We start from the raw sequence: 25,367 nt of genomic DNA, 5'->3' as shown, positions 1-25,367 counted from the left end.
AAGGGACATAGGGGTGTTTACAAGATGGTAAAAAGCAGTGCACTAGGATATCCGCGTATTGGCACGGATCGGGAATGGAAGAAAGCGCTCGAAGCGTTCTGGTCAGGCAAGCTTGAGGAACCGGAGTTTAACAGTCGGCTGCAGAAGATTCGTTTGAATCATTTGCGCAAGCAGCAGGAGAAAGGCATTACCTTGATTCCGGTCAATGATTTCAGCTACTACGATCATGTGCTTGATACGGCAACCATGTTCGGAATTATTCCGAAACGCTTTGCCTATGAGGGCGGCGTCGTGCCATTGTCTGTCTACTATGGTATCGCCCGTGGGACTAAAGATGCCGGGGCAAGCGAAATGACCAAGTGGTTTAACACCAATTATCACTATATCGTACCTGAATTGAACGGGACTACCCCGGTGCTTACTGAAAATAAGCCGCTAAAAGCTTATCGTGAAGCCAAAGAGAAGCTCGGTATCGAGGGCAAGCCGGTTATTGTCGGACCGCTGACCTTCCTGAAGCTATCCAAAGGGTATAGCTTATCCGAGACCGATGCCTGGCTCGACCGGCTGCTCCCGCTTTATGTCCGGATCCTTCAGGAGCTTTCAAGCGAAGGGGTAGAATGGGTACAGATCGACGAACCGATACTCGTAACGAATGTAAGCGCGGCAGACGTGCAGCGGCTTAAAACCATTTATGAGACGTTCGCCGCAGCAGCGCCAAACCTGAACATCATGCTTCAAACTTACTTTGAGTCGGCTCAGCACTACAGCGACATTATCTCACTGCCCGTCAAAGGGATCGGGCTTGATTTCGTGCACGGGTTCTCCGGTAATATGTCGTCCATTAGGGAACTTGGTTTTCCGAAGGACAAGGTTCTGGGCGCAGGTATCATAGACGGCCGCGGCATCTGGAAGGCGCCGCTCCGCGAGAAATTGACGATCCTGGAGGAGCTTGCCGCATTTGTTGAACCCGAGCGCCTGGTCGTTCAATCGTCGTGCAGCTTACTTCATGTCCCGGTATCAGTAGAACAGGAGACGAAGCTTTCCTATGAGCTGAAAGACGCTCTCGCATTTGCAGATGAAAAACTGGATGAGCTTGTACTTCTGGCGAAATCAGTCTTCCGGGAAGGAGAAGAATATACCGGTGAACTGGAAGAAAATAATCGTGCTTATCAAGCGTTTAAGCGGTCAGATAAGCGGAAGCGCAGTGACGTTCAGTATGCAGTAGCCGTAATCCGTAATCAACAGCTGGAGCGAAGCCGCCCATTTTCGGAGCGTCGTATTGTTCAACAGCAGAATTGGCAATTGCCGATTTTTCCAACAACGACCATCGGCAGCTTCCCACAATCGGCAGAGGTGCGTAAGGCCCGCCAACTCTGGCGCAAGGGTGAATGGAGTAATGAGCAGTATGCCGGCTTTATCCGGGAGCAGACCGATATCTGGATCAAGCTGCAGGAGGACATTGGTCTGGATGTGCTCGTGCATGGAGAATTTGAACGTACCGATATGGTCGAGTTCTTCGGCGAGAAGTTGGCCGGCTTTGCATTTACGCAGAATGGATGGGTACAGTCGTACGGTTCCCGCTGTGTGAAACCGCCGATTATATTTGGGGATGTAGCATTCACCGGAGAAATGACCGTAGAAGAAACAACGTATGCGCAGTCACGGACTACACGCCCGGTTAAAGGGATGCTGACCGGACCCATAACGATCATGAATTGGTCGTTTGTCCGCGAGGACATTCCGCGCGAACAAATCGCATACCAGCTGGCTTATGCGCTTAGACAAGAAGTTGAGGCGCTAGAGCAAGCGGGCATTGGCATGATACAGGTTGATGAGCCTGCGGTTCGCGAGGGGCTGCCGCTTAAAGAGGATGATCAAGCAGAATACCTGGCATGGGCGGTTAAAGCATTCCGCATGGCTACCTGTACCGTAAAGGATACCACGCAAATTCATACCCATATGTGCTACTGCGAGTTCCATGACATGATTGATTCCATTGAAGCAATGGATGCCGATGTGATCTCGATCGAGACGTCCCGCAGCCACGGTGAACTGATTCATAGCTTCGAGGCGAACACCTACAACAAAGGGATCGGTTTAGGAGTATACGATATCCATAGTCCGCGTATACCGGGCGTCGAGGAAATGACAGTTATGATCGAACGTGCCTTACGTGTGCTCGACCCCAAGTTATTCTGGATTAATCCGGACTGTGGGCTGAAGACTCGCGGATTCGAGGAAACGATCCTTTCCCTGAAAAATATGGTTAAAGCGACTCTGATTACCCGTGAAAAGCATAGCTCGACAGTGTAAAAAAAGTGAGGCCACCTGGACGAGAGATCGTCCTCGGGTGGCCTCTTGAGCATTTGGCCATTCGATCCGGGATGATCAAAAGGACCTTAAGCTGGAGGCGATCGCTACTTTCAGGGAGATGACGGATGTGCTTCACCTTCAGAGGCGCGGTAATCCCCCAATGGATCAGATTACCTTTTCAAAATCAAAAAATTTTAGTTATACTTTGAAATGTGGAAATGTAAGTGCTACATATTTAATAACGAGATAGGAGGGAATGCATGATTAAGGTAATTATTGCGGATGATGAGGAAAAAGTGTGCCAACTTATTGTAGGTTTAATTAATTGGGAACTACTGAATATGGAAATTGTAGGAGTTGCACACAACGGTATTGAAGCGCTGGATATGGTAAGAGTGAGCATGCCAGATTTAATGATTACGGATATTCGAATGCCTGGATGTGACGGCTTGGAGTTGATTCGTTCCGCCAAAACAATTAAAGAAGATCTGGACTTCATCATCATTAGCGGCTACCGGCATTTTGAATATGCACAAAATGCTATCAAATACGGTGTAGGTGATTACCTGTTAAAGCCGATAAAGAAGGACGATTTTCTAATTTCGCTTAATAAAATGTGTTATCGATATATGCAGCGTACGGAGAAACTCGGCAATGAGGAACGTTTAAAAATAAGGCTGAAAAGTGATGTGGATAAATTACGAAACAATTTATTTACAGGACTACTTCTGAAAAAGAGTGACACTTTGAATTTGGATATTCACAATGTCAATGAAAATTACCATTTTTCATTTCAGCCAGGCCTTTTTCAGGTGTTTGCGGTAAAAATAGATTGTGGTTATGAAGATCAAAATAATAATGCTATAGGAATTTTAGAAGAGAAGGCTCTACAGATTATAAACAATCTGTTAAAAGACCTATGCTTTGAAATGTGGATTTATTTAAATGATAGCTTTACATATTGTGTTTTAAATTATGAACCGGGCTTGAAAAAAACAATAAGAAGGCAAGTGAAAACAGTATTGGACGAGTTGATGGCACAAGAAGCTGCGTTTGAACAATTTAAATTTACGATTGGAGTGGGCACGGCTGTAGAGGATATCAGGCAATTAAAAGACACCTATGAAGAAGCTAGATATACAATTATGCAGAGGTTGGTTCTTGGAGCTGGCAAGTTTATAGAAGATGGAGCCAAACAAAAGGGATTACATAGAGGCGACGCACTATTGGCGGAATTGAATAAGTCAATGGGAGCAGCTGTCGAAGTGCTTGATAAGGAAGCCGTACTAAATTGCATTGCCCATTTGAAAGAACAAATAAAGTCGGCGGAAAATTTAAATGGTGAGATTATATATTCTGTGGTTGAACATACATGTGAAATGTATTTATTTCATCTTCGTAATAATCAAATCATGCATCACGACGAAAAGTTCTATGATACGTTCCGAGTTCATGCCAACCGATGCAGTTCCATTGATCAACTGTTTGAATATTTGTCGACAATGGTAGGGGAATCCCTTGAGGCTATTATCCTAGACCAGAAGCAGAGGGAAACAAAACCCATCCGGATTGCAAAACAATATATACAGCAGAATTTTATGAGATCAATCAGCTTAGAGGAAGTCAGCAATGTAGTAGGATTTAATCCGACATATTTCAGCAGTCTTTTTAAAAAAGTAAGCGGCAGTAATTTTGTGGATTATCTTTCTGAAATCCGCATGAACAACGCCAAGGAGCTTCTACGGGAAACGGACTTTAGTATTGCGACTATTTGTGAAAAAGTAGGATATAGTGATTTAAAGCATTTTACAAAAAGTTTTAAAAAAAACACAGGCATAAAGCCGAATGAGTTTCGAAAATTATACTCTTAGCGGGATGGTTAAATGAAAATTAAACATTTGCGTTATCTTTCCTATCGTATCGCTTGGATATCGATGATTATGTTCAGTATAATGGTATTTTTTCTTCTAATGTTTACCATTATTGCGATTCAAGAAGGAAAACATTTATTTTTTGTCTTGGGCGGGTATATTACGCTGGGTGTATTTGCTTATGCCTGTTATAAGTGGATTTATGTTCCATATAAACAAAGCTCAAAAGTCTTGCATTTATTTGTAACCGGATACACTATTCGTGATCTCTTTGACCAACGCGTGCCATTAAGTCCGGAAATCGAAGAAGTTGCCAATAAAGTCCAGGAAATAATGGATACAGGTGAGTTAATTAATGCAACCAAAAAGCAGGCGCACTATCTTGCCTTGCAGAATCAAATCAACCCCCATTTCCTCTATAATACCCTCGAGGGCATTCGGGGTGAAACCTTAAATGCGGGATTAGAGAATGTAGCTAAAATGACTGAGGCATTGGCTACATTTTTTCGTTATACCATTTCCAATGCAGAGAATTTGGTAACCCTTGAAGACGAATTAATGAATGTGAATAACTATTATATTATCCAAAAGTACCGTTTCAATGAAAGACTTCATCTAAGAGTTGAATACGAGACCATGAATGAGATGGAAATCATGATGTATAAAATCCCCAAACTCACCCTGCAGCCTATTGTTGAGAATTCCATTTATCACGGTATTGAGCGGAATATCGGAAAAGGGGACCTGCGTATTAAAATCGAAACAACCACAAAGAGGCTAATTATTACGATATCGGATAATGGAATAGGTATGACTGAGGAACGATTAAAGGAGGTTAATGACAAGCTAAGCCGTACTTCTCTGGATTATATTAACCCCGATACTAAAACCCAAGGCGGTATAGCCATTGTAAATGTTAACAATCGAATAAAACTATTATTCGGTGAAGAATACGGAGTTTGTGTATATAGTACAATGCATGTCGGAACGGACGTAGAAATCACACTACCGCTTATAAAGAGAATATAAGGGGAACAAAATGAAAACTGAAATCTTAAGACTGGAAAGAGTCACTATAAAAAAAGATGATTCAACTGCCCTAGATCATTTTAATCTAAATATTTTTCAAAGTGAAATTATGGGACTGGTATGCCTAAATATCACTGGAAAGGAATCATTAATTGAACTAATCCGGCAAAACGTTCCCATTCATTATGGACGTGTATATTTCAATGAGGTGCTCGTAAACAATTATCAACACAGTCCCTTTACCATGAATAAGGCGTTTGTAATTGAGCAGAAAAGCAGCCTGATTGAAGATTTAACAGTAGCGGACAATGTATTTATCCTTCGCAGAGGGTTGAAAAAGTTTTTCATTAATGCCCGCATATTGAACGAACAGCTGCGGCCGTTTACTGAAGAAGTAGGGATAGATATTGACGGTTCGGAATGGGTAGCAAATCTGAGTTCTTATGAAAAATGTGTGGTGGAGCTTTTGCGGGCCGTCATTATGGGGGCAGAGCTCATAGTAATAAGAGACATTAGTAATGCTATGAGTGCAGTGGAGCTTTCAAATTTTCATAGACTATTAAGATATTACTGCCAAAAAGGGTTTACCTTTCTGTATATTTGCAACCATCATGAAGAAGCTTTCAAAATATGTGACAGGTTGCGTTTAATGCGGGATGGGAAAATATTGAAAATGTTTGATCGGAACGAATTTGAAAAAGAAAAAATGGTTCCTTACTTTATGGGCGAGTACGCTAATATCGCAAAATTTAAAGTGGATAGCGACAGTGAAAGAGAAATTCTTACGTTTCAGAACGTTTGTACCGAAAATCTCGAAAATATGACTTTCAGCATAACAAAAGGTAAATGTACGCTGCTGCTGGATATAGATAATACCGTATTAGCGGATTTTTTAGGTCTTATGAATGGAGAAATACAGCTGGAGAGTGGATGCATTTTATTTGAAGATGCCCTATTTACTGAAAAGCAGGCGCGCCATGCGATATCTCATGGTTTGGCATTTATTCGGGAGAACCCTATTCAAACGATGTTGTTTAAAGAAATGAGTTATATCAAGAACCTGTACTTTATGGTTGATAAAAAGCAGAATCCGATTCACATCAAAAACAGCGTTATTAAAAGCATTATACATGAGTATGAACCCATTGTCGGAAAAGAAATCTATGAAACCAATATTATGAATTTGAAGCTGCAGTCATTGTACGATTTGGTTTATTACAGAATTCATTTATGCAACCCTAAACTCGTTTTTTGTGTACAGCCTTTTGCTGGTGCAGACATGTATTTGAGATTGTATTTGATTGAGCTTATTAATCAATTAAGAAAAAAGGGAATCACTGTTGTTATTTTAGATGTAAATATCGAAGATTCCCTTGCAATAGCCGATAAGCTGATCATTTTGGAAAAAGCACGGTTTAGCACGGAGTATTCGAGCTCTGAATTCAATCTTTTCAGCTCCGAAGGTATTATTCTTTAAAGAACAGAAAAAAAGCCCCATAATTCAAAATCCGCACACCTTATCCGTTGAGTAACTTCATGTTAAGTTATATTTAGTCAATAGGAAAAAGGCAGGTGAGAGATGTGGGGCAATATATTGTCGAATTGAATCATATTCATAAACACTTTCCAGGGGTAAAAGCATTGGATGATGTCATGTTTAATCTTAAGGAAGGAGAAGTTTTGGCATTGCTGGGTGAGAATGGCGCCGGAAAATCAACGCTTATGAAGATACTGAGCGGAGTTCACACCAGAGATGAGGGTGAAATCAAAATCTATGGTGAGGTTGTCGAAGAGTTAACTCCGAAGAAGGCACAGGAACTCGGTATAGCTATTATCCACCAGGAATTGAACCTGTGTGCGCATCTATCGGTTGCCGAGAATATTTTTCTGGGGCGCGAGAAAACGCAGGCCGGGGTTCTCTCCAATAAGGAAATGAACAAAGAAACAGAACTCATCTTAAAGCGCTTAAATATTGACATTGATCCAACTACGATTGTTGCGGATCTGGCTGTGTCCAAACAACAAATGGTGGAAATTTCGAAAGCGCTCTCAATAAAAGCGAAAATTTTAATTATGGATGAACCCACGTCTGCGCTCACTTCAAGCGAAGTTGTAGATTTATTCAAGATCATTCATAAACTCAAGGCAGAAGGTTGTGGAATTGTCTACATTTCACATCGTCTAGAGGAACTGCAGCATATTGTAGACCGCGTAACAATCATGCGGGACAGCAGATATATCACTTCAATGAATTTCGCTGAAACCGGCATGCCGGAAATCATTTCGAATATGGTTGGCCGCGAGATTAAAGAGAAATTTCCGCATGTGAGATGTAACCGGGGCAAAAAAATATTGGAGGTTAAAAACTTAACCGCTGGTAGAATGGTCCGAAATGTAAGCCTTGATTTGTATGAAGGTGAAATTGTAGGTATTGCAGGTCTAATGGGTGCAGGAAGAACGGAAACCACAAGAGCTATTTTTGGCGCGGATCCCAAGGATTCGGGAGAGATCTTGCTGGATGGCAAGCCAATAACCATTAATAAGCCTATAGATGCTATTCGGGCCGGTATCGTGCTTGCTCCTGAAGATCGCAAAAAAGACGGGTTATGTATAAAGCTCGGCGTTCAGGATAATATCGCTCTGCCTAACTTGGACTTGCTTTGCAATAAGATCGGCATCGTGGATAAAAAGAAAGAAAAATCGATGGCACAGAAGGCAGTCAGCAACTTGAAAATTAAACTGGCAAATACCAATGTCGATGCAGGGACATTATCAGGTGGTAACCAGCAAAAAGTGGTTGTGGCCAAATGGCTGGCTCGGAATTCTCGCGTAGTGATCTTTGATGAACCGACTCGAGGCATTGACATTGCCGCTAAGGTAGAAATCTATAACCTTATGAATGAATTAAAGCAGCAAGGGATAGGTGTGCTTTTTGTTTCCTCTGAAATGCCTGAAGTATTGGGGATTAGCGACAGAATACTCGTGATGTGTGATGGCAGGATTACCGGTGAGTTTCCAACCGAAGAAGCAACACAAGACCTTATACTAGAGCATGCAACCAAATTTGAGTCTAAGCTTGATCAGGTAGTCTATGCCTAGTGTAATAATAAATTGATTTATTCGGGAGACTTGGAAAATGAAAACAAATGTGTTTAAGAAGTTACTGAATACTCGGGGTATGGGCCAAGTGCTTACGGTTACCGTGGGTCTGGTTATCCTTTGTATTGTATTTGGTGTATTAAGCCCGTCCTTTTATTCCGGGAGAAATATAGAAAACTTACTTCGGCAGATTGCACCCATCTTAATTATTGGCATCGGCCAGTCCTATGTATTAATTACAGGCAACATTGACTTATCGATTGGTTCAGTAGTAGGTATGGGCGGTATGATATCTGCGACTCTCATGACAAAGGGCGTAAATCCTTGGGTTGCCGTGCTAATTACAATGATTATCTGCATTAGTGTAGGTGTTTTGAACGGAACACTTGTAGCCAAATGCAAGCTGCCGCCTTTTATTGCCACACTAGGTACAATGACAGTAGCCAGGGGAATCGCTCAAATTGTAAACAACAATTATAATACGGACGCAATTGGAGATGCGGCAAAAGGTTTCAGGGATTTGTTTTACTATGGGAAATCTATGGGCTTGTACAATACCATTTGGATTGCTCTTGTTCTATTCCTGGTGTTTAATTTTCTGCTGAGCAAGACCCGTACCGGCCGTCACATTTATGCGGTGGGCAGTAATATTGAAGCGGCTAAATTATCAGGTGTCAATACGGTACAAACCACAATGATAGCCTACATTATAAGTGCGTTTTGTGCGGGTGTGGTTGGTCTTATCATTAGTGCGACTGCTGGTATGGGAACGATGGATGCTGGCAATATGTATGAAATGTATGCGGTTGCTGCTTCGGTTATCGGGGGGATTTCAACGCTTGGTGGTCAAGGCCTTCTCATTGGTGCGGTTATCGGTGCGGCAATTTGGGGAGTGCTTCAGAATGGTTTACAGTTCGCTGGAGCTCCGGTTGCCATGCGTAATATTGTAATCGGCACCATAGTGGTGATTTCGGTTCTACTTGATGTTATTATCCGTACGGGAAAACCTAGAAAAAAAGCAAACAACACTAAACTGGTCCAAAGGGAAATTGGAAGTTAAAGTGAAAACTTTAATTTATAATTAAAAACATAAAGGGGATGTTATTTTGAAAAGAAAATTGTCAGTAATGTTGTTATTCTTCGTTATGATCGTTGTACTGTTGGCTGGCTGTGGCCAAGGTACGAATAATTCGGCAAGTGGTAATACAAGCGATACTTCGCAAAAGAAGCAAAAGGTAATTCTGATTACTATGGATAGTATCGACCAGCACTGGGTATCGGTGGATAAGGGGGCTAAAAAGGCAGCTGATGAGCTCGGAAATATTGAGTATAAGTGGATGGCTCCGGATAAGAAGGATGACGCTCAGCAGATTGAACGTGTCAATAATGCCATTGCCGATGGTGCAAAAGCTATCATCATTGCTGCCAATGGACCCGATGCCATTACTGCATCACTGGATGAAGCCAAAAATGAGGGCATCAAAATTATCTATGTAGACTCTCCGGCCAACACCGAAGCTTCGGCAATATTTTCTACTGATAATTTAGCTGCAGGTAAGACTGCTGGTGAACAGTTAATTGAATCATTACAAGCTGCGGGTATAAATGAAGGCAAAATTGGGATTGTGAATTTTAATTCCTCCACGGATACTGCGATTAAACGTGAAAAGGGTTTCCGTGATGCATTTGAAGGCACCAAGTACGAACTGCTGCAAACACAGTACGGTGAAGGTGACGCCTCGAAATCGCAGGATATTGCTGATAACTATATCACCGAAGGTGTTGTAGGTATCTATGGTACAAACGAAGGTAGTACAGTCGGTGTTGGAAATGCTATTAAAGGATCCGGTAAAAAGATAATTGGTATCGGTTTTGATAAATCGGATGCTATTCTTTCTCTGATTAAAGACGGTTCTTTGGTTGCTGTAATGGGCCAAAACCCTGATGTTATGGGATATGAAGGTATGAAAGCAGCTGCACAGGCGATAGCTGGAGAAGAAATCAAGGAAAAGAATGTGGATACCGGTGTTTCCGTTATTAACAAAGATAGTGTGAAGTAAGGGTTCATAAAAAACCAATACATGGCCACTGCTTAAAACAGTGGCCATGTATATTTAATAAGGCATGGGCCCAAAGATGTGACAAAAATATCTGTTGAGGAGTGGTTTTATGAAACGTTCGGAGATGAATAAAAGGATGAGAGAGGCGGTTGCTTTTGTCGATCAGATGAATTTCAAGCTTCCTCCTTTTGCATATTGGAGTCCGGGGGACTGGAAAACAAAGGGCAGCGAGTATGATGAAATTAGAGATAATATGCTTGGATGGGATATTACCGATTTTGGAAGCGGTGACTTTAGTAAAGTAGGCCTGCTGTTGTTCACCATCCGCAACGGAAATCTGAATACGGATAAGTATATTAAGCCTTATGCCGAGAAAATCCTGATTGTTGAAGAAGAACAGGTAACCCCGTTCCATTTTCATTGGAATAAAATGGAGGACATTATTAACCGCGGAGGTGGAAACCTTCTGGTTCAAGTATACAATTCAAGAGAAGATGGAGAATTTTTGGATACACCAGTCCAAATATCTACTGACGGTAGAGCCTATACGGTTGAGGCTGGTGCTATTTTGCGGATAACCCCTGGAGAGAGCATTACCTTGCCGGTAGGCCAATACCATAAATTTTGGGGAGAAAAGGGTACCGGCAAAGTATTGATTGGAGAAGTATCGATGGTTAATGATGACCGTACAGATAATCGGTTTTATGGGGAAGCTGGCCGGTTCTCGGAAATTGAAGAAGATGAAGCTCCATTATATCTGCTGGGGAATGAATATCCATCCGTAAAGTAAGGAGCGTTATTTATGGAGAAGATTGATTTTAGTAAAAGAGAGATTCTCAAATATACTGGGGACTTTAGCCAAGTTTTCGGCACTAAGGACTATACCCTCAGCGGAGGGAAATCTCAGGGAGTCCGTGCAATTGATGTGAAAAACGGATCAGGTCTTGAATTTACCGTACTGCCTGATCGAGGAATGGATATTGCATGGTTATCCTATAAAGGCACTAATATCAGTTATATCAGTAAAACGGGAATCGTATCCTCCGAATACTATAATGAAGCAGGGACTAACTTCTTAAGGAATTTTTACGCAGGCTTCCTTACAACTTGCGGATTAATGAATGTTGGCTCATCTTGCATAGACAACGGAGAACAGTTCGGTCTTCATGGCCGTATTTCCAATACCCCGGGTGAAGAAGTATCTTCTGGTACAGAATGGATTGACGGTAAGCCTGTCTTCAAGGTCAGAGGAAGGATGAGAGAGGCCAGAGTATTTGGGGAAAATGTTATACTTCAAAGAGAAATCACATGCTTGGGCGGAGAGAACAAAATAACTATCAGGGATACTTTGGAAAACAATGGATTCAGGAGAGAGCCATTTATGCTTTTATACCATTTTAACCTGGGTTACCCTATGCTGGATGAGCATTCCTATCTTGAAGTTCCAACAGTAAAGGTAGAACCAAGAGATGAAGAAGCCGAGAAAGAACTTCAATCTTACAATGTATTTCAAAAGCCTACCCCGAATTACTTGGAACAAGTCTTCTATCACGATTTGAAAGCCGCAGAAAATGGAAATACTTGTGCCGCTTTAATTAATGAGGAGCTGGGACTCGGTGTCGCTATTCGTTTTAACAAAAATCAACTTTTTAATCTGACCGAGTGGAAGCAGATGGGTGAAGGCGAATATGTGCTGGGAATTGAGCCTTGCAACTGTTTTGTGGGGGGTAGAGAGGACGCCAGAAATAAAAGGGTCATTGAATACCTGGAGCCGGGAGAAGTAAGGGTGTTTGAGATTGAAGCGGAAATATTGGATGGTGCTGCGGAAATAGACAGAATAAAACATGAAATATCGACGCTCTAATTACCCAATAGGAAGGGTTCCCTGTCAATGATTATAAGTGTGATGGGGAACATGCCTAGGGGAAGAAGTTAGCAACATTGCGGCAAGCTGTTATTTGGATTGTGCATTTTCAGCATACTAGTACGTCATTTCCACGTAGGAAACAGCGGCCGTACGGGTATAGGAAACTTGATCCCGGCAATGAGCAGGACACCAATCGCCCATGCCACAATCATCCACCCCAGAAACACCCATTTTTCCGAATGCTGCCTGTATTTGCGCCAATGCCGAAATTGATGCACCGTAACGACGGCTGCCCCCAATGTGAACAAAACCAATGGTAAACCCATCACTTTTTGACCTCGTTTTCCGGGAGAAAGATCGGCGCTCCGACGGATCCGACTCCAGTTATTTGTGCGCTTACTTTCCAGTTGATGGTTTGCTCTGGATACATTTCCATCCAATCCTTCTCAATGCGTTTCCAGTACTTCGGATTCTTTCTGTAAATCATCGCCCCCAGCCCGGCGCTGTCCGCACGCAGCTCTTTTTGCAACCGTTGAAATAAAGACCGGTACGTGTCTTCGATCTCTTCAGCGAATACTTTATCTAACTTCTGTATCATTGAAGGATCAGATAAATCGAGCTGGGCGCGATTATCCATAATGAGTCCAGACGCTTTCACGTCAAACGAAATGACCGGCTCGCCTTTCGAGAAGACCACTTTGCGCCGCACCTTAAGTTGTTTCAGATGCAAAGACAGTTCCCCTTCTGCGTTTGGTGCGGGGATCGCGATGCTGTCGCTCACTTTGCCTCCCAGCAAAGCGGTTAAGGCGATCGCCTCCCTCCCTTTAACATATCCCTTCAGCTTGTTGTCTCGAAAAATAGCGATGCCGGTTACTCCAACTTTTTTTCCCGTTTCGCCGTAACTTACCGTTATTGGCTGTTGTCCAGGTGATGTAGCGGCGATGAAATAATCTTTTAACGTACTCGGGACATTAGCTTTGCGCTGAGCTAACTCGCGAAACTGCTCCATCGCGAAAGTTTCCAATGTAACTTGCCGGTCGATAAGTTTATCCGCTTCCATGCCTTCGGCGACGGTCAACAGAGTGCTGATCCGGTTCATCGGATTCCGGCTGATTTGGTCGAGAACTTCTTCAATACCCCGCCGTGCAAGCGAATCTCCAATAATATAGACGCGGCGGTGTGAGGTTTCGATATCTCGGGGCAGTATTCGCTCCGCTTTAAAACGGATTTCGTCAATATTGCGTCCTTCCGTGACAATGTGGGCGACAGGTTCCTTCTCGCTGCTGCCGGAGGAAGGCTGCGCGGGTCCGCCAAGCTGGATCGGATTGGCCACAAGGGCATGGGCCCGATAAGTTCCGGGCTTTTGGCCTTCATCCAATGCGGTTAACATCACGATGGCTACATCCACGATCTCTTTGCGATCCCAGCAGCCTGTCGAAGTCCAGACCGTCAGCAGAAGGACTGGAAGCAAAAAGAAAAGCCTGCACTTCATGGGGAATCATCTCTCCTATAGGAAACGGTTATTTTCGTCCGAACGGTTTGCGGATTAGAAAATCCTTTAAGCCGCTCCGTAACAGCGGAGCGATCGGAGACAGATAAGGCATGCCCGCAGAGCTAATTCCGGTCAAATAAATTTGCGTGAAATACAGTCCAAGAGCAATGCCGAAGAGTCCGAAAGTCCCCGCCAACAAGAGCAGCAGAATACGCAGGATACGCACGGCAAACGTCATCTCGTAACGGGGAATCATCAGGGAGGCGATACCAGTAATCGAAACGACAATAATCATGGGAATGGACACGATTCCCGCCTGTACGACCGCTTGTCCGATAACCAAAGCACCGAGGACACTGACGGCCTGACCCAACATGGTCGGCAATCGCACGATGGCTTCCCGAAGCGCTTCAAATACGCTTTCCATAATCAAAGCTTCCACCAGAGCAGGAAAGGGGGATGGTTCACGGGATACAGCAATGGAAAGCAACAGCTCCGTAGGAATCATCTCGACATGAAAAGTTGTGATCGCAACATAGAGTGACGGCAGAAATAGGGCCGAAATAATGAAGAATGCCCGAATCACTCTTAAAAACGTGGCGCTGCTGTACAACAGATAATAATCTTCGATAGACTGAAAAGCGTTCCAGAATGTGAAGGGGAGAATCAGAGCAAAGGGCGAATTGTTAACGATCACGGCGACTTTGCCTTTCAACAGCGCATCGGCAACGACGTCGGGACGCTCTGTCGTTTGAAGGGTCGGAAAAATGCTTAGCGGCCGGTCTTTGATGTTCTCCGTAAGGTAATTGCTGTCTAGAATACCTTCCAGACGGACGGAGGAAATTCGGTTTGAAATTTCGGATACCAATTCGTTCGGGGCCACGCCGTCCAAGTAGGCTAACCGAACTTCGGTTTGTGCAACCGATCCGATGTTCCATTTCTTCATTCTCAACTTTTCGCTTTTAAGGATGCGGCGAATCAGCGCTATATTGATATCGATGTGCTCCACAAATCCTTCGCGAGGACCGTGGACAACCGTCTCGGTTTCAGGTTTAGTCACACTTCGATGCGGAGCGGCGGCCACGTTCGCCAATATCACTTGCTCCCTGCCGCATACGGCGACTGCCGCCATGCCGGACAAAACTGCTTGCACCGTTTTTTGATAATCGGTCGTTTGCTCTACAGAAGGCGTTTTGACCGTGACCCCTTCGGCCTCCTGCTGAGTTGACAGCGGATCTATAATCTCCCGCTCGATCCGCTGCTGATCGACAAGACCGGAAATATACACGATCAGGGAACTTCCGATGGAACGAAAGACCAGATCGGGCATGGAACCGAACGTTCGCTTCAAATCTTCTGTGAATTGTTCCAGATCATTCAAGGTTGACAACCGTATGGATTTCGGGCCCATCCTATCCGTCCCCCTTGCTGGGATTGAATTGAAGCATGGATTTAAGCTTTATTGCAAGCAGCGTAAGCATAGGGACAAAAACGAAAAAAGGTAAAAAGATAACCCATACGGCCCATTGATGGCCCGTGAAAAGATGACTGCTAAGGTTGTCCGCCATGTAAAGGGCAAACAGACATACGATAACTGATACGGGAATAACGGCAGCCTGGTGGCGGTTCATCTTCCACTGGTCTGAAATCATCGAGCATGCCGCGTAAGTGAAAATCGAAATTTTGAATAAAACACTGGTCATATAGTTGGTCACAATGAAAGGATCGAGGTTTTGAATGAAATCGGCAATGTTGACCATATGAAAAGTCGTCATCAGCGGAAAAAAAGAACGGGAAAACACTTCTGGTCCGAGTGTGCTGACTGCCAGAATATCCAAAACCATGAACATCATGCCTGCTGTTGCAGCCGATAGAATTGCAACCTTACGGAAGCCCTTGGGCGGCATCGTCGCCGACCAGAACGCGGCGAAAGCGAAGACTTCCGCATACGGAACGGTCAAGCTTGCCGGAAATACAGCTGTAATGATCGGTCTCCACTCCGCAGCAACCGGGGTCAGCAATGACAATCTCATCGTTTGGGAAGCCACCAATAAAATGATTTGTAGCAAAAATAGGAATATAATGATAGGAACATTCAATTCTGCTAATTTCCCCATTCGCTGCACCCCTGCATAACAAACGTAGGTTACCAAAATTTGAAATATAACCATAATAATCCACATCGGAGTCGTTGGCAGCAAGAAGTTATTCGTCAGTTCGCCGATGTCCCGCAAATTCCGAGCCGCCGAATAAATAAAAATAAAAACATAGCCCACGCTTGAGATCGCTCCGATATATCGCCCGAAAGCAAAGGTTAATAATCCGGACCAATTCACGTTTGCACGTGTTTCATAAAGCTTTGAATACATCCAGAGGAGACCCGTGCCGAGAAATACACTGATACCGGCGGTAATCCATGCATCCTGCTTGGCAGAGCTTGCAATGCCGAAGACAACGCTCGTACCAAGTTGAAACAGAAGCATTAGGCCATACAACTGCCATGAGGATAAGCTCTTCACATTTGTCATCCCCTTTTTGCTTTATAATTCCAAATATTTGTACTTTTATGCATATTTCTGCCATCACAAAAAATCGATGCAGGTGCTGCAGAAGATCTTCGAGCCGGAAGTCACCTTCAGTGATTAGATGAAAACCAATCAGGCATTGTTGGACAGGCGTTTGCGAATTGTTCGGATGTTGTGCTTCGAAGGGTGAATCTGTTCGGCGACCGTGGTGTGAGACACATTTAGAAAGATGATGAAAGTGAATGGCGAATGGATGTAATCGGGTATAAGACAAAAGAAAATTTTCAAGTTGCTATTGTGACATTAAGGGCGAACATAGATAGCCCCTTTAATAAATAGTACGCGTAAAAATATATTGCCTGTGGTGTATATAAGGACCATCCGCAAAGGATGGCCTCTAAACTTGCTGTTATAGACAGTTAAACCGTACTATGATTCGCAACAGCCTGTAGTTCGGCGATCGGATCGGTGGTGCGGAGGACAACCCGAACGATATGAGTCGTTTGGGTTTGGGGAGAACGGATCGCCGTCGAAGGTGAAGGGCAAGGCATACTCGGGGAAAAGATCGGCGGAATCGATGGCGTGAGCATGAACCTAAGGGAACTGCAAAGGTTATTGCAACAGGGAAAGTATAAACCCGATCCGGTACGACGACATTTCATTGAGAAGGAGAACGGGAAATTAAGACCGCTCGGAATTCCGATCCGAGATCGCGTATTTCAGCAAGCCGTACGTCAAATCATCGAGCCAATCTTTGAACAAGACTTTTATTATTACAGCTTTGGCTTTCGTGCCGGACACTCCGCGCATCAGGCAGAAGAAGCGTACCGAGTCGCGAAGGGAGAACTTCACCTACGAATACATCCGGAGAAAACAAAGGTAGTGCACTTCGATGAGGGATTTTGTTTTCTTGGATTCCATTTCTGGAGGGATTATCTGATATTGCCAGATGCTAAAGTGAAGAAATACAAGGACAACGTCCGAAAAGTCACGCGCAGGTAACAAGGGAACAATCCAGTCGAGATGCTAAAGAAGCTAAATGAAGTGGTGTGAGGTTTTGGGAACTATTTCGAAATAGGAAATGTGAAGTCCAGGCCGACGGGCGTCCAAGCTGAGGTCCGAGGGAGTTTTTTCCTGTTCGCGTTTGGGGCTTGCATATGCTAAAATAGTTATGAAACTGATTTCATATCGACTTTGCGTTTGGGGTGATGGAGTATGACGAACATTTCGGATGTAGCAAAATTATCAGGGCTGTCCAAAGCAACCGTATCCCGGGTATTGAACAACCATTCCTATGTTTCGAAAGAGAAGCGAGAAATTGTTCTGAAGGTGATAGAAGAACTCGGCTATACCCCCAACCCTTCAGCCAGAAGGCTGCGCGGCCAATTGACGACTACTATAGGCGTAATCGTCCCTCGAATCGTCAACCCGTTCTTTGCCTATTTAGTGAATTCGATTGAAGAGACCGCTTATCAGAACGGCTACCAGGTCATTATCTTTCAAAGCAATCTGAACAAGGAGAAGGAACTGGCCTTTCTGAACTTGTTGAAGATGAAGCAGGTGGACGGAATCATCATGACCTCCATCGAAAACGATTGGAATGTGATTGAACCCTTTACGCAATACGGCCCGTTGCTCATGTGCAACGAATACATGGATCAGGCGCAGGTTCCGATGATTCGTCTGGATCAGCACAAGGGAGCCTTTATCGGAGCCAGGCATTTGATTGAACGGGGTCACCGGAAAATTGCCTATTGCACCGGAGGATTGTTCGCTCAGGAACGCAAAGACAAGGACCGCAACCAAGGCTTTCAACAGGCGCTTATGGAAGCGGGGCTGGAAGTGATCCCCAAATGGATTTTTGTCAACCAGAACAGCATCGAGGACGGTCGACGGGTTGTCAAACAAATTCTGGAGATGGATGATCGGCCGACGGCCATTTTTACAGGCAGTGACGAAGTGGCCAGCGGAGTGATTGCAGAAGCGAACGAGCGCGGATTAACCCTGCCGGATAGTCTGGCTGTGATTGGTTTTGACGATCAACCGGTGGCTGAACTGCTCGTCCCCAAACTGACAACCATTCGTCAGCCTGTGGATGAGATGGGGAAGAAAGCGATGGAGATCATTATTAAAATGCTGGAGGACCCCGGATATGAAATCTCGATTTATGAGCTTCCTATTGAGTTGGTCATTCGCCAATCCACTTAGTTACCGGCAAATTTTTTGGTTGGGGCTTACTTTACTTAAATGTATTGTAAGCATTTCTTTCATATGTATGAAATTGATATCATATCACGTTGGGCGGATGTATGGTTCCGGAAGCTGCTGCTTTGCAAGCGTTGTTGAAAACGGTGTCGAGGCTCTGGGGGGTCTTACATACAAGCAAAACATAAAAAATTAGGAGGGGAATGTATTGTAAGCGGTATTATTCGGTGCTATAATAAGTCTATCCAAAGGAATTGGGCAACACCCTCACTGCATAAAGTTTGTGAAACCGATATCATATCGTATTTTTGCAGGTTGATAAGGGAAAATGTACACAAACAGTTTTTTTTATGAGATAATTTTTTTCATATGTATGAAATCGATATCATATCACGTTGGGCGGATGTATGGTTCCGGAAGATGCTGCTTTGCAAGCGTTTTTGAAAACGGTGTCAAGGCTCTGAAGGGTCTTACATACAAGCAAGAAATAAAAATTAGGAGGGGTTTGTTTGAAAAAGATTTTTGCTTTGTTTCTGGTTCTGACGTTCGTATTGGCCGCTTGCGGGAAATCGGGAACCGATTCCTCATCGGTGCCGGACGGTTCGTCAGACAGCCCGTCGGGTGACAAGGTTTCCATTATCATTACTAACGGCAAAGGCGAAATTGCTTCCCAGTGGGAACAAGCAGCCAAAGATTTCATGGTGGCGAATCCAAACATTAACGTGGAGACTTACTCCATATCGGTCGGCGACCCGATCAACATCTTTGATAAACTTACGAAGTCTGGCAAAACCGTGACGATTGCCATGTTTGAGCCAAGCGCGGTTCTGAACAAGTACAAAGACGTGGGCATTGATCTTTCCAATGAGAAGTGGAACGAAGAAACCGATGCCGCCTTTAAGAACGAGCAAGGTCAAGTGGTCGGATTTCCCTTTGCCATCGAAGGTCTTGGTCTCGTGTACAACAACACAGTGATTGAGAAAGTAACTGGCGGCACGTTTGACCCGTTCTCCATCAATACGCGCGATAAATTGAAAGAGCTGCTGGATAAACTTCAGGCTTCCGGCATCAAGTATCCGGTCGCTTTTCAAACTGAGAACTGGTCGGTGAGCAACCATTACAGCACGCAATTTCTGAATCAGGCCGATGATCCGGCGAGCGTTGTCGCCCAATTGAAAGCCGGTTCGTTGGACTTGGCGAGCAACGAGGCCTGGAACGGCTATTATGACACGCTCGATTTGCTGACCTCCAAACAATACAACAAGTTCGGCGAGCGGCCGCTCGGCAAATACTATGACGATGCGCATGTATCTGTAGGCAAAGGCGATTCCGCGATTTTATTCAACGGGAACTGGGCGTTCGATTCGCTCAAGGCTGTTGCCGGAGATAACTTTGGCTTCCTGTCGGTACCCGTGGACAACAATCCCGACAATCCGCTGAACAATAAAATTTCCGCCGGCTCGACGCAAATTCTTACCATCAATAAACAGGCTACCGCCGCCGAGCAAGAAGCGGCCAAGAAGTTTCTGGACTGGTTAGTGTATGACGAGGCGGGTCAGGATTTCGTCGTCAATAAGTCGCAGATTGTATCAGCCTTCAAGAACAATCCGAACAAAGTGACGAATCCTTTGGGCGCGGCGATCAGCGAGGCGATTGCAGCAGGGAAGACGATGCCGTTCAGCCTGAACTACACTATTTCGGAAGACTGGATGAACGTGCTCGGACCGGAAGTGCAAAAGTACGTGGACAAGAAGCAATCCCGCGAGGATCTGGCGAAGAAAATCGCGGCCTATTTCAAAAAGTAATTTCGGATTCGTGAACAATCAAATGGGTGAAGGTGTCTCTTTACCCATTTGATCCTAAATGGAGGAACTTTTATGATCGCTGAAAAGAAAGCAGGCAAACGGCTAGGAGATCAATTGTTTTTCACGGGACCGACCATCTTGGCCTTCTCGATGGCCCTATTAATCCCGTTCGCTTACGGTTTTTTCCTTACGTTAACGAAAATGGATTCGATCATTAGCCCGTTGGAATTTGCCGGGTTTGACAACTACAGTATTGCCTATACCGATCCGAAATTTTGGGCGTCGATGTGGTTGACGATAAAGTATGTGGGTGCGACCATTGTTATGGTGAATGTCGTTGGCTTCGCTCTAGCTTATCTGGTGACTTCCGGAATTCGCAAGCAAAACTTTTTTCGTACCGCGCTCTTTACGCCGAATCTCATCGGGGGGCTGCTCCTCGGGTATATTTGGCAGTTCATCTTCGTCCAATCCTTGCCGGCCATCGGGGAGAAGCTAGGCATTGAATTGTTCCGGCTTGGCTGGCTGGGGGATGAACGTTTGGCCTTCTGGGCGCTCGTCATCGTCACGATCTGGCAGCAAGCGGGTTACATGATGATTATCTTTGTCGCCGGCTTAATCAGTGTGCCGAAAGATATTATTGAAGCGTCCACCATCGATGGCGCCAGCGCGTGGAAGCGGTTGGTTCACATGATTATGCCCATGATGGTTCCCTCCTTCGTCGTTACCGTATTCCTGACTTTGAAGAGCGCCTTTATGGTGTACGATATTAACTTGTCCCTGACCGCAGGAGAACCTTACGACAGCACGATGATGGTTTCCATGCACGTGGTCAAGAAAGCTTTTGTTGAATCCAACTTTGGCGTAGGTCAGGCGGAAGCGATCATTCTGTTCGCCATTGTCGCGGTTGTCACCGGACTTCAGGTTTATTTCAGCAAGAAGATGGAGGTGGAGGCATAATGGCGATGCGCAGAAATTTATCCTTAACGGCCATCTATCTCTTTCTGATCGTGGCGTTCGTGATCTTTACGTTTCCCTTCTTTCTCATCATTATCAATTCGTTCAAGAGCAACGGGGAAATTCTCGCCAGTCCTTTTGCCTTGCCGGAGCAACTCAATTTCCAACAATTTACCGATGTTATTGAAAAGATGAATTTTCTGGTCACGTTCCGAAATACGTTCCTGATTACGACGATCAGCGTCATTTTCATCCTGATTTTTTCCGCCATGTCTGCTTACTTTATTGTGAGAAATTCCAGCAAATTCAATAAAATGTTGTTCGCGGTTATGGTTGCGTCGATGATTATTCCTTTTCAATCGATTATGATCCCCTTGATTTACATCTATGGAGCCAAACTCAATCTGATTGAGCAAGCGCCTATTCCGTTGTTGATTGTTTTGTATATCGGGTTCGGCAGCGCCTTTTCCGTGTTCCTTTATCACGGTTTCGTCAAATCGATTCCACTGGAATTGGAAGAAGCCTCATTGATTGACGGTTGCGGCAGCAAGCAAACCTTCTTCCGAATTATCCTGCCGATGCTCACGCCGACATCCGTGACCATTGCCATTCTGAATGTGCTGTGGATCTGGAACGACTACCTGCTGCCGTCGCTGGTGCTGACCAGAGAAGAGTATTATACGATGCCGATCAAGATGAAGGTGTTCAACGGCACCTATATGAACAACTGGGAGCTGCTGATTCCCGCCATCCTGATGACCATCCTGCCGCTTTTGTTTGCCTATCTGTTTGGCCAAAGATATATTATTAAAGGTGTTATGCAGGGAGCGATTAAATAGTGAGTTTTGAAGAGAAACCATACAAAGGAGATTTCTAAGAAAATGGGGAGAAAATGGTGGAAAGAAAGTGTTGTGTATCAGATTTACCCCCGAAGTTTTATGGACAGCAACGGAGACGGCATCGGGGATTTGCCGGGCATTATCTCCAAACTGGACTACATCAAGGATTTAGGAGTGAACGTGGTTTGGATTTGCCCGGTTTATGAGTCTCCGGATGACGATAACGGCTATGATATCAGCGATTATATGTCGATCATGGATATATTCGGCACGATGGCAGATTGGGAAGAACTGCTTGCGGGGCTGCACCAAAGAGGACTCCGGCTCATTATGGACCTCGTCATCAATCACACTTCGGATGAGCATCCGTGGTTTGTTGAATCGCGTTCCTCGAAAGATAATCCAAAGCGGGACTGGTACATCTGGCGTCCCGGCAAGGACGGCAGAGAGCCGAACAACTGGGAGTCCATTTTTAAAGGGTCCGCCTGGGAATCCGATGAACACACCGACGAATACTATTTGCACTTGTTCAGCCGCAAGCAGCCAGACCTCAACTGGGAGAATCCTGAGGTTCGCGAAGCGCTGTACAAGATGATTACATGGTGGCTGGATAAAGGAATCGATGGTTTTCGCATCGACGCGATTACGTTCATCAAGAAGAAAGCAGGCTTGCCGGATGCCCCGAATCTGTTGGGCAAGCGCTATGCTCCGGCCTGGGATTGCCATCGCAATCAGCCGGGCATCCATGACTTTCTCGGGGAAATGAAGGAAAGGGTTCTTGCGAAGTACGATATTATGACGGTGGGGGAGGCGGACGGCGTGCCGCTGGAGGAAGCCGCCTCGCTCTATACGGATGAGGAGAACGGGAAGTTCAACATGATCTTTCAGTTCGATCATATGAATCTGGACAGCGGGTCTGGCGGGAAGTGGGACGTGGTGCCGTGGAAGCTGCGCGATTTCAAGGACGTCATGGCCAAGTGGCAGACGGGCTTGCACAATAAAGGATGGAACACTTCCTATCTGGAAAATCATGATCAGCCGCGCTCCATTTCCCGCTTCGGGGACGAAGGGAAGTATCATGCGGAGTCGGCCAAGATGCTTGCGACGTTCTTCCTGACGCTGCAAGGGACACCTTATATTTACCAGGGGCAGGAAATCGGGATGACCAATGTGAAGTTCAACTCCATTGAGGATTATCGGGATGTGGAAATCCTGAACCTGTACCGGGAGTGCACAGAGAGCGGGGACGCGTCTTTAGCCTGGAAATATATTCACAACAAAGGCCGGGACAATTCCCGCACTCCGATGCAGTGGGGCGACGGCCCTAATGCGGGGTTTACTACGGGAACGCCGTGGATTCAGGTAAACCCGAATTACAAGGAAATCAATGTCGAGCAAATGGTGCAAGACCCTAACTCGATTTATCATTATTACAAAAAACTGATTCAGTTGCGCAAAGATCATGATGTTCTCGTCTATGGCGATTATCAAGCTCTGCTCAAGGATGATGAGCATGTATTTGCCTATTTGCGGACACGCGCCGTAGAAAATTCCACCCAGGAAAAGGTTTTGGTGGTTCTCAATTTCTTCGGCGAACCTGCACCGGTTGCGCTTCCCCTGGAGCTGACCAGCAAGGCGCGGCAACTGCTGCTTGGCAATTATGGGGATGATCCGTGGGCAGGCGGCGATGGCTTTACTTTGCGTCCGTATGAGGCGGCGGTTTACAAGCTGTAAAAGTGGTGTTGGGCTGGTGTGGTGGGATGTAAAGTTTATTAAGGGTCGTAGAGTTCAGGGATAAAATAATCACATAAGTAACTAGCCAATGCTTTAATGCGGTTCGCTGAGTTTAACTCTTCACCCAAACTAATAACCGAAGGGCACCCAATTGGGTGCCCTTAAATTTCGCCCTAGAGATGTTACGGTGAACCGTATCACAAATAACGGCAAGTTATTTCAGATGGGCATCCATCGACTTCACTTCTGGCCCTTCATTAAACCGCGCTTGTGTAAAGTTACAGCAATGGGAAAGTGGGATAGCATTTTTTCAAGCGTGGTACTTACTAAGGATAATTCCTCATCGGAAAATAACTTTCCCAGGTCATCGTGTATCTTTTCTTCGAAATAACGAATCTGTTGACTTTTTTCCAATCCTAATTCAGTTAATTGTAAAAGGACATATCTAGCGTCAGAGGGGTTCACGACCTTATCGACAAGTCCTTCCTTGAACATTCGCTCGATCAATCGAGATGGACTTCCCGTTTCGCATATAAGCAGTGAGCCCAAATCCTTTAAGGAGATGGGCTGCCACTGTTTCAAGACTTGGATGACCTCAGATTGAGAAGGGGTTAAATCAACGGTTTTCATGTACTCGCTCAGTTGGCGGCTCCCTAATCTTTGGGCGGCGAGAATATAATAGCGGAAACGTTCGACTTCAAAGTGAGATAACGTCATAGAAAAACCTCCAACGGGTTCAGGTCAAGTAACGATTTGCGGCGATATATTCGGATCATGGTTGGCAAAAACAAACCGACAATCGTCCCTTAAAGAGAATTTCTGCACCCAACGCAAGGAATCGGTAGCTTCTTCGAGATTCGTTGTTATGCCGGGCAGCACAAATTCACTCCATGAACGTTCGGCATACCCAACATCACTGACTAGTAACACCCACCCTCTGTCGGTCTTCACCATAATAGAAAATTGTCCTTTAGTATGTCCGGGGGTATGTACTAAGTACAGCGTTTCGTCACGGAACAAATCCATTCCCTTATTATAAGGTCCAAATGGAATGGTTTCTAGTTCAAAGGTTTGGATAGAAACGCCTTGCCACATGGAAGGGATATAGCCGAAATCCTTATTCGCTGCCTTCCACTCCTGGGAACTGGTTAGTACTTTTTTTGCACCGCGGATATCTTTTAGTCCGCTTACATGATCGGAATGAAGGTGTGTAAGAAGGACATAATCCAAATCTTTATCCTGCAACCCTATTGAAGACAACCGCTCTCGCACGGACTGTCCTGGTGGCAGATTGCCCTTAAACATCGCATGTGATATCCATCCCAGATGTCGCTTTGCATTAATGCGCATTTCTTCGCTCCAACCGGTGTCGACTAGAATGTTCCCTTTTGGGTGCTCGATGAGATACGTCGAAACGGGAACCCATCGCTTCTTGGATTTCGAGCGGAATAAACCGGTGAATGGAGCGGGATGAAATGTCTTCTCCCGAAAAGAAAGTGCACGGTCAATGTAGACCTCTCCAGTGTGCCAAACATGAATGGATGTCATAAGCATCACTCCTCATTAAATGATGT

The 25,367-nt window shown here is 44.9% G+C and carries 21 protein-coding genes; 14 read left to right on the top strand and 7 right to left on the bottom strand.

Features of this window, described 5'->3' with window-relative positions; all coding sequences use genetic code 11:
• Window positions 1-24 precede the first annotated feature (24 nt).
• The 9 genes from metE (at window position 25) to PaeBR_RS23565 (ending at window position 12,236) form a co-directional block, all read left to right on the top strand.
• On the top strand, window positions 25-2,313 hold the full coding sequence (gene metE, locus PaeBR_RS23605; protein ID WP_410512858.1) for a 5-methyltetrahydropteroyltriglutamate--homocysteine S-methyltransferase: 2,289 nt from the start codon (window positions 25-27) through the stop codon (window positions 2,311-2,313).
• A 260-nt stretch (window positions 2,314-2,573) separates the two neighbouring features.
• Window positions 2,574-4,184 (top strand): response regulator, encoded by a 1,611-nt coding sequence (locus tag PaeBR_RS23600; RefSeq protein WP_410512857.1) that lies wholly within the window; start codon window positions 2,574-2,576, stop codon window positions 4,182-4,184.
• Between the two features lie 12 nt (window positions 4,185-4,196).
• Window positions 4,197-5,213 carry a sensor histidine kinase gene (locus tag PaeBR_RS23595; RefSeq protein WP_410512856.1) on the top strand — a complete coding sequence of 339 codons (1,017 nt, stop codon included), beginning with the start codon at window positions 4,197-4,199 and terminating at the stop codon, window positions 5,211-5,213.
• Between the two features lie 10 nt (window positions 5,214-5,223).
• The gene (locus PaeBR_RS23590) at window positions 5,224-6,690 is read left to right on the top strand and encodes an ATP-binding cassette domain-containing protein (protein WP_410512855.1); all 1,467 of its coding nucleotides are present in this window, start codon (window positions 5,224-5,226) and stop codon (window positions 6,688-6,690) included.
• Between the two features lie 104 nt (window positions 6,691-6,794).
• Window positions 6,795-8,312 (top strand): sugar ABC transporter ATP-binding protein, encoded by a 1,518-nt coding sequence (locus PaeBR_RS23585; protein ID WP_410515292.1) that lies wholly within the window; start codon window positions 6,795-6,797, stop codon window positions 8,310-8,312.
• A 37-nt stretch (window positions 8,313-8,349) separates the two neighbouring features.
• Window positions 8,350-9,372: an ABC transporter permease gene (locus PaeBR_RS23580; protein ID WP_410512854.1), complete on the top strand. Its 1,023-nt coding sequence runs from the start codon at window positions 8,350-8,352 to the stop codon at window positions 9,370-9,372.
• A gap of 46 nt (window positions 9,373-9,418) precedes the next feature.
• Entirely contained in the window at window positions 9,419-10,372 is a 954-nt protein-coding gene (locus PaeBR_RS23575; RefSeq protein ID WP_410512853.1) for an ABC transporter substrate-binding protein, read from the top strand.
• A gap of 109 nt (window positions 10,373-10,481) precedes the next feature.
• Window positions 10,482-11,162: a D-lyxose/D-mannose family sugar isomerase gene (locus PaeBR_RS23570; RefSeq protein ID WP_410512852.1), complete on the top strand. Its 681-nt coding sequence runs from the start codon at window positions 10,482-10,484 to the stop codon at window positions 11,160-11,162.
• 12 nt (window positions 11,163-11,174) lie between these two features.
• Window positions 11,175-12,236, top strand: a complete 1,062-nt coding sequence (locus PaeBR_RS23565) for an aldose 1-epimerase family protein (RefSeq protein WP_410512851.1) — start codon at window positions 11,175-11,177, stop codon at window positions 12,234-12,236.
• A 125-nt stretch (window positions 12,237-12,361) separates the two neighbouring features.
• On the opposite strand, the gene PaeBR_RS23560 is transcribed toward PaeBR_RS23565, so the two are convergent.
• From PaeBR_RS23560 to PaeBR_RS23540, 5 genes are all read right to left on the bottom strand, one after another.
• Complete coding sequence (locus PaeBR_RS23560) at window positions 12,362-12,565, bottom strand: hypothetical protein (protein ID WP_410512850.1); 204 nt, start codon at window positions 12,563-12,565, stop codon at window positions 12,362-12,364.
• Complete coding sequence (locus PaeBR_RS23555) at window positions 12,565-13,731, bottom strand: Ger(x)C family spore germination protein (protein ID WP_410512849.1); 1,167 nt, start codon at window positions 13,729-13,731, stop codon at window positions 12,565-12,567. Before PaeBR_RS23555 ends, PaeBR_RS23560 begins: the two co-directional genes overlap by 1 nt.
• 28 nt (window positions 13,732-13,759) lie before the next feature.
• Window positions 13,760-15,142, bottom strand: coding sequence for a spore germination protein (locus PaeBR_RS23550; protein WP_410512848.1), 1,383 nt, complete (start codon window positions 15,140-15,142; stop codon window positions 13,760-13,762).
• Between the two features lies 1 nt (window position 15,143).
• Window positions 15,144-16,259, bottom strand: coding sequence for a GerAB/ArcD/ProY family transporter (locus tag PaeBR_RS23545; protein ID WP_410512847.1), 1,116 nt, complete (start codon window positions 16,257-16,259; stop codon window positions 15,144-15,146).
• Window positions 16,260-16,937: 678 nt separating this feature from the next.
• Entirely contained in the window at window positions 16,938-17,108 is a 171-nt protein-coding gene (locus PaeBR_RS23540; RefSeq protein WP_410512846.1) for a hypothetical protein, read from the bottom strand.
• Window positions 17,109-17,471: 363 nt separating this feature from the next.
• Here PaeBR_RS23540 and PaeBR_RS23535 point away from each other — a divergent pair, with 363 nt between their 5' ends.
• The 5 genes from PaeBR_RS23535 (at window position 17,472) to PaeBR_RS23515 (ending at window position 23,793) form a co-directional block, all read left to right on the top strand.
• Entirely contained in the window at window positions 17,472-18,464 is a 993-nt protein-coding gene (locus PaeBR_RS23535; protein ID WP_410512845.1) for a LacI family DNA-binding transcriptional regulator, read from the top strand.
• Window positions 18,465-18,970: 506 nt separating this feature from the next.
• Window positions 18,971-20,266 carry a carbohydrate ABC transporter substrate-binding protein gene (locus PaeBR_RS23530; RefSeq protein ID WP_410512844.1) on the top strand — a complete coding sequence of 432 codons (1,296 nt, stop codon included), beginning with the start codon at window positions 18,971-18,973 and terminating at the stop codon, window positions 20,264-20,266.
• A 72-nt stretch (window positions 20,267-20,338) separates the two neighbouring features.
• On the top strand, window positions 20,339-21,223 hold the full coding sequence (locus PaeBR_RS23525; protein WP_410512843.1) for a carbohydrate ABC transporter permease: 885 nt from the start codon (window positions 20,339-20,341) through the stop codon (window positions 21,221-21,223).
• On the top strand, window positions 21,223-22,059 hold the full coding sequence (locus PaeBR_RS23520) for a carbohydrate ABC transporter permease (protein WP_410512842.1): 837 nt from the start codon (window positions 21,223-21,225) through the stop codon (window positions 22,057-22,059). Before PaeBR_RS23525 ends, PaeBR_RS23520 begins: the two co-directional genes overlap by 1 nt.
• Before the next feature lie 42 nt (window positions 22,060-22,101).
• On the top strand, window positions 22,102-23,793 hold the full coding sequence (locus PaeBR_RS23515; protein WP_410512841.1) for a glycoside hydrolase family 13 protein: 1,692 nt from the start codon (window positions 22,102-22,104) through the stop codon (window positions 23,791-23,793).
• 240 nt (window positions 23,794-24,033) lie between these two features.
• Here PaeBR_RS23515 and PaeBR_RS23510 read toward each other — a convergent pair whose 3' ends face one another.
• Entirely contained in the window at window positions 24,034-24,510 is a 477-nt protein-coding gene (locus tag PaeBR_RS23510) for a MarR family winged helix-turn-helix transcriptional regulator (protein WP_410512840.1), read from the bottom strand.
• A 24-nt stretch (window positions 24,511-24,534) separates the two neighbouring features.
• Complete coding sequence (locus tag PaeBR_RS23505; protein WP_410512839.1) at window positions 24,535-25,341, bottom strand: N-acyl homoserine lactonase family protein; 807 nt, start codon at window positions 25,339-25,341, stop codon at window positions 24,535-24,537.
• Window positions 25,342-25,367 lie beyond the last annotated feature (26 nt).

This window comes from Paenibacillus sp. BR2-3 (genome assembly GCF_046529485.1).
GTDB lineage: Bacteria > Bacillota > Bacilli > Paenibacillales > Paenibacillaceae > Paenibacillus_AQ.
The sequence above is the reverse complement of the archived record's forward strand: the minus strand, read 5'-3'. Positions and strand labels throughout refer to the sequence as shown.

What these genes read in the sequence shown, in the direction of transcription:
- PaeBR_RS23550 (WP_410512848.1), bottom strand. Translation starts at nt 15,142, where the DNA reads ATGGGCCCGAAATCCATACGGTTGTCAACCTTGAATGATCTGGAACAA.
- PaeBR_RS23555 (WP_410512849.1), bottom strand. Translation starts at nt 13,731, where the DNA reads ATGAAGTGCAGGCTTTTCTTTTTGCTTCCAGTCCTTCTGCTGACGGTC.
- PaeBR_RS23505 (WP_410512839.1), bottom strand. Translation starts at nt 25,341, where the DNA reads ATGACATCCATTCATGTTTGGCACACTGGAGAGGTCTACATTGACCGT.
- PaeBR_RS23570 (WP_410512852.1), top strand. Translation starts at nt 10,482, where the DNA reads ATGAAACGTTCGGAGATGAATAAAAGGATGAGAGAGGCGGTTGCTTTT.
- PaeBR_RS23525 (WP_410512843.1), top strand. Translation starts at nt 20,339, where the DNA reads ATGATCGCTGAAAAGAAAGCAGGCAAACGGCTAGGAGATCAATTGTTT.
- PaeBR_RS23580 (WP_410512854.1), top strand. Translation starts at nt 8,350, where the DNA reads ATGAAAACAAATGTGTTTAAGAAGTTACTGAATACTCGGGGTATGGGC.
- PaeBR_RS23535 (WP_410512845.1), top strand. Translation starts at nt 17,472, where the DNA reads ATGACGAACATTTCGGATGTAGCAAAATTATCAGGGCTGTCCAAAGCA.
- PaeBR_RS23590 (WP_410512855.1), top strand. Translation starts at nt 5,224, where the DNA reads ATGAAAACTGAAATCTTAAGACTGGAAAGAGTCACTATAAAAAAAGAT.
- PaeBR_RS23565 (WP_410512851.1), top strand. Translation starts at nt 11,175, where the DNA reads ATGGAGAAGATTGATTTTAGTAAAAGAGAGATTCTCAAATATACTGGG.
- PaeBR_RS23545 (WP_410512847.1), bottom strand. Translation starts at nt 16,259, where the DNA reads ATGACAAATGTGAAGAGCTTATCCTCATGGCAGTTGTATGGCCTAATG.
- PaeBR_RS23515 (WP_410512841.1), top strand. Translation starts at nt 22,102, where the DNA reads ATGGGGAGAAAATGGTGGAAAGAAAGTGTTGTGTATCAGATTTACCCC.
- PaeBR_RS23595 (WP_410512856.1), top strand. Translation starts at nt 4,197, where the DNA reads ATGAAAATTAAACATTTGCGTTATCTTTCCTATCGTATCGCTTGGATA.
- PaeBR_RS23510 (WP_410512840.1), bottom strand. Translation starts at nt 24,510, where the DNA reads ATGACGTTATCTCACTTTGAAGTCGAACGTTTCCGCTATTATATTCTC.
- PaeBR_RS23520 (WP_410512842.1), top strand. Translation starts at nt 21,223, where the DNA reads ATGGCGATGCGCAGAAATTTATCCTTAACGGCCATCTATCTCTTTCTG.
- metE (WP_410512858.1), top strand. Translation starts at nt 25, where the DNA reads ATGGTAAAAAGCAGTGCACTAGGATATCCGCGTATTGGCACGGATCGG.
- PaeBR_RS23560 (WP_410512850.1), bottom strand. Translation starts at nt 12,565, where the DNA reads ATGGGTTTACCATTGGTTTTGTTCACATTGGGGGCAGCCGTCGTTACG.
- PaeBR_RS23600 (WP_410512857.1), top strand. Translation starts at nt 2,574, where the DNA reads ATGATTAAGGTAATTATTGCGGATGATGAGGAAAAAGTGTGCCAACTT.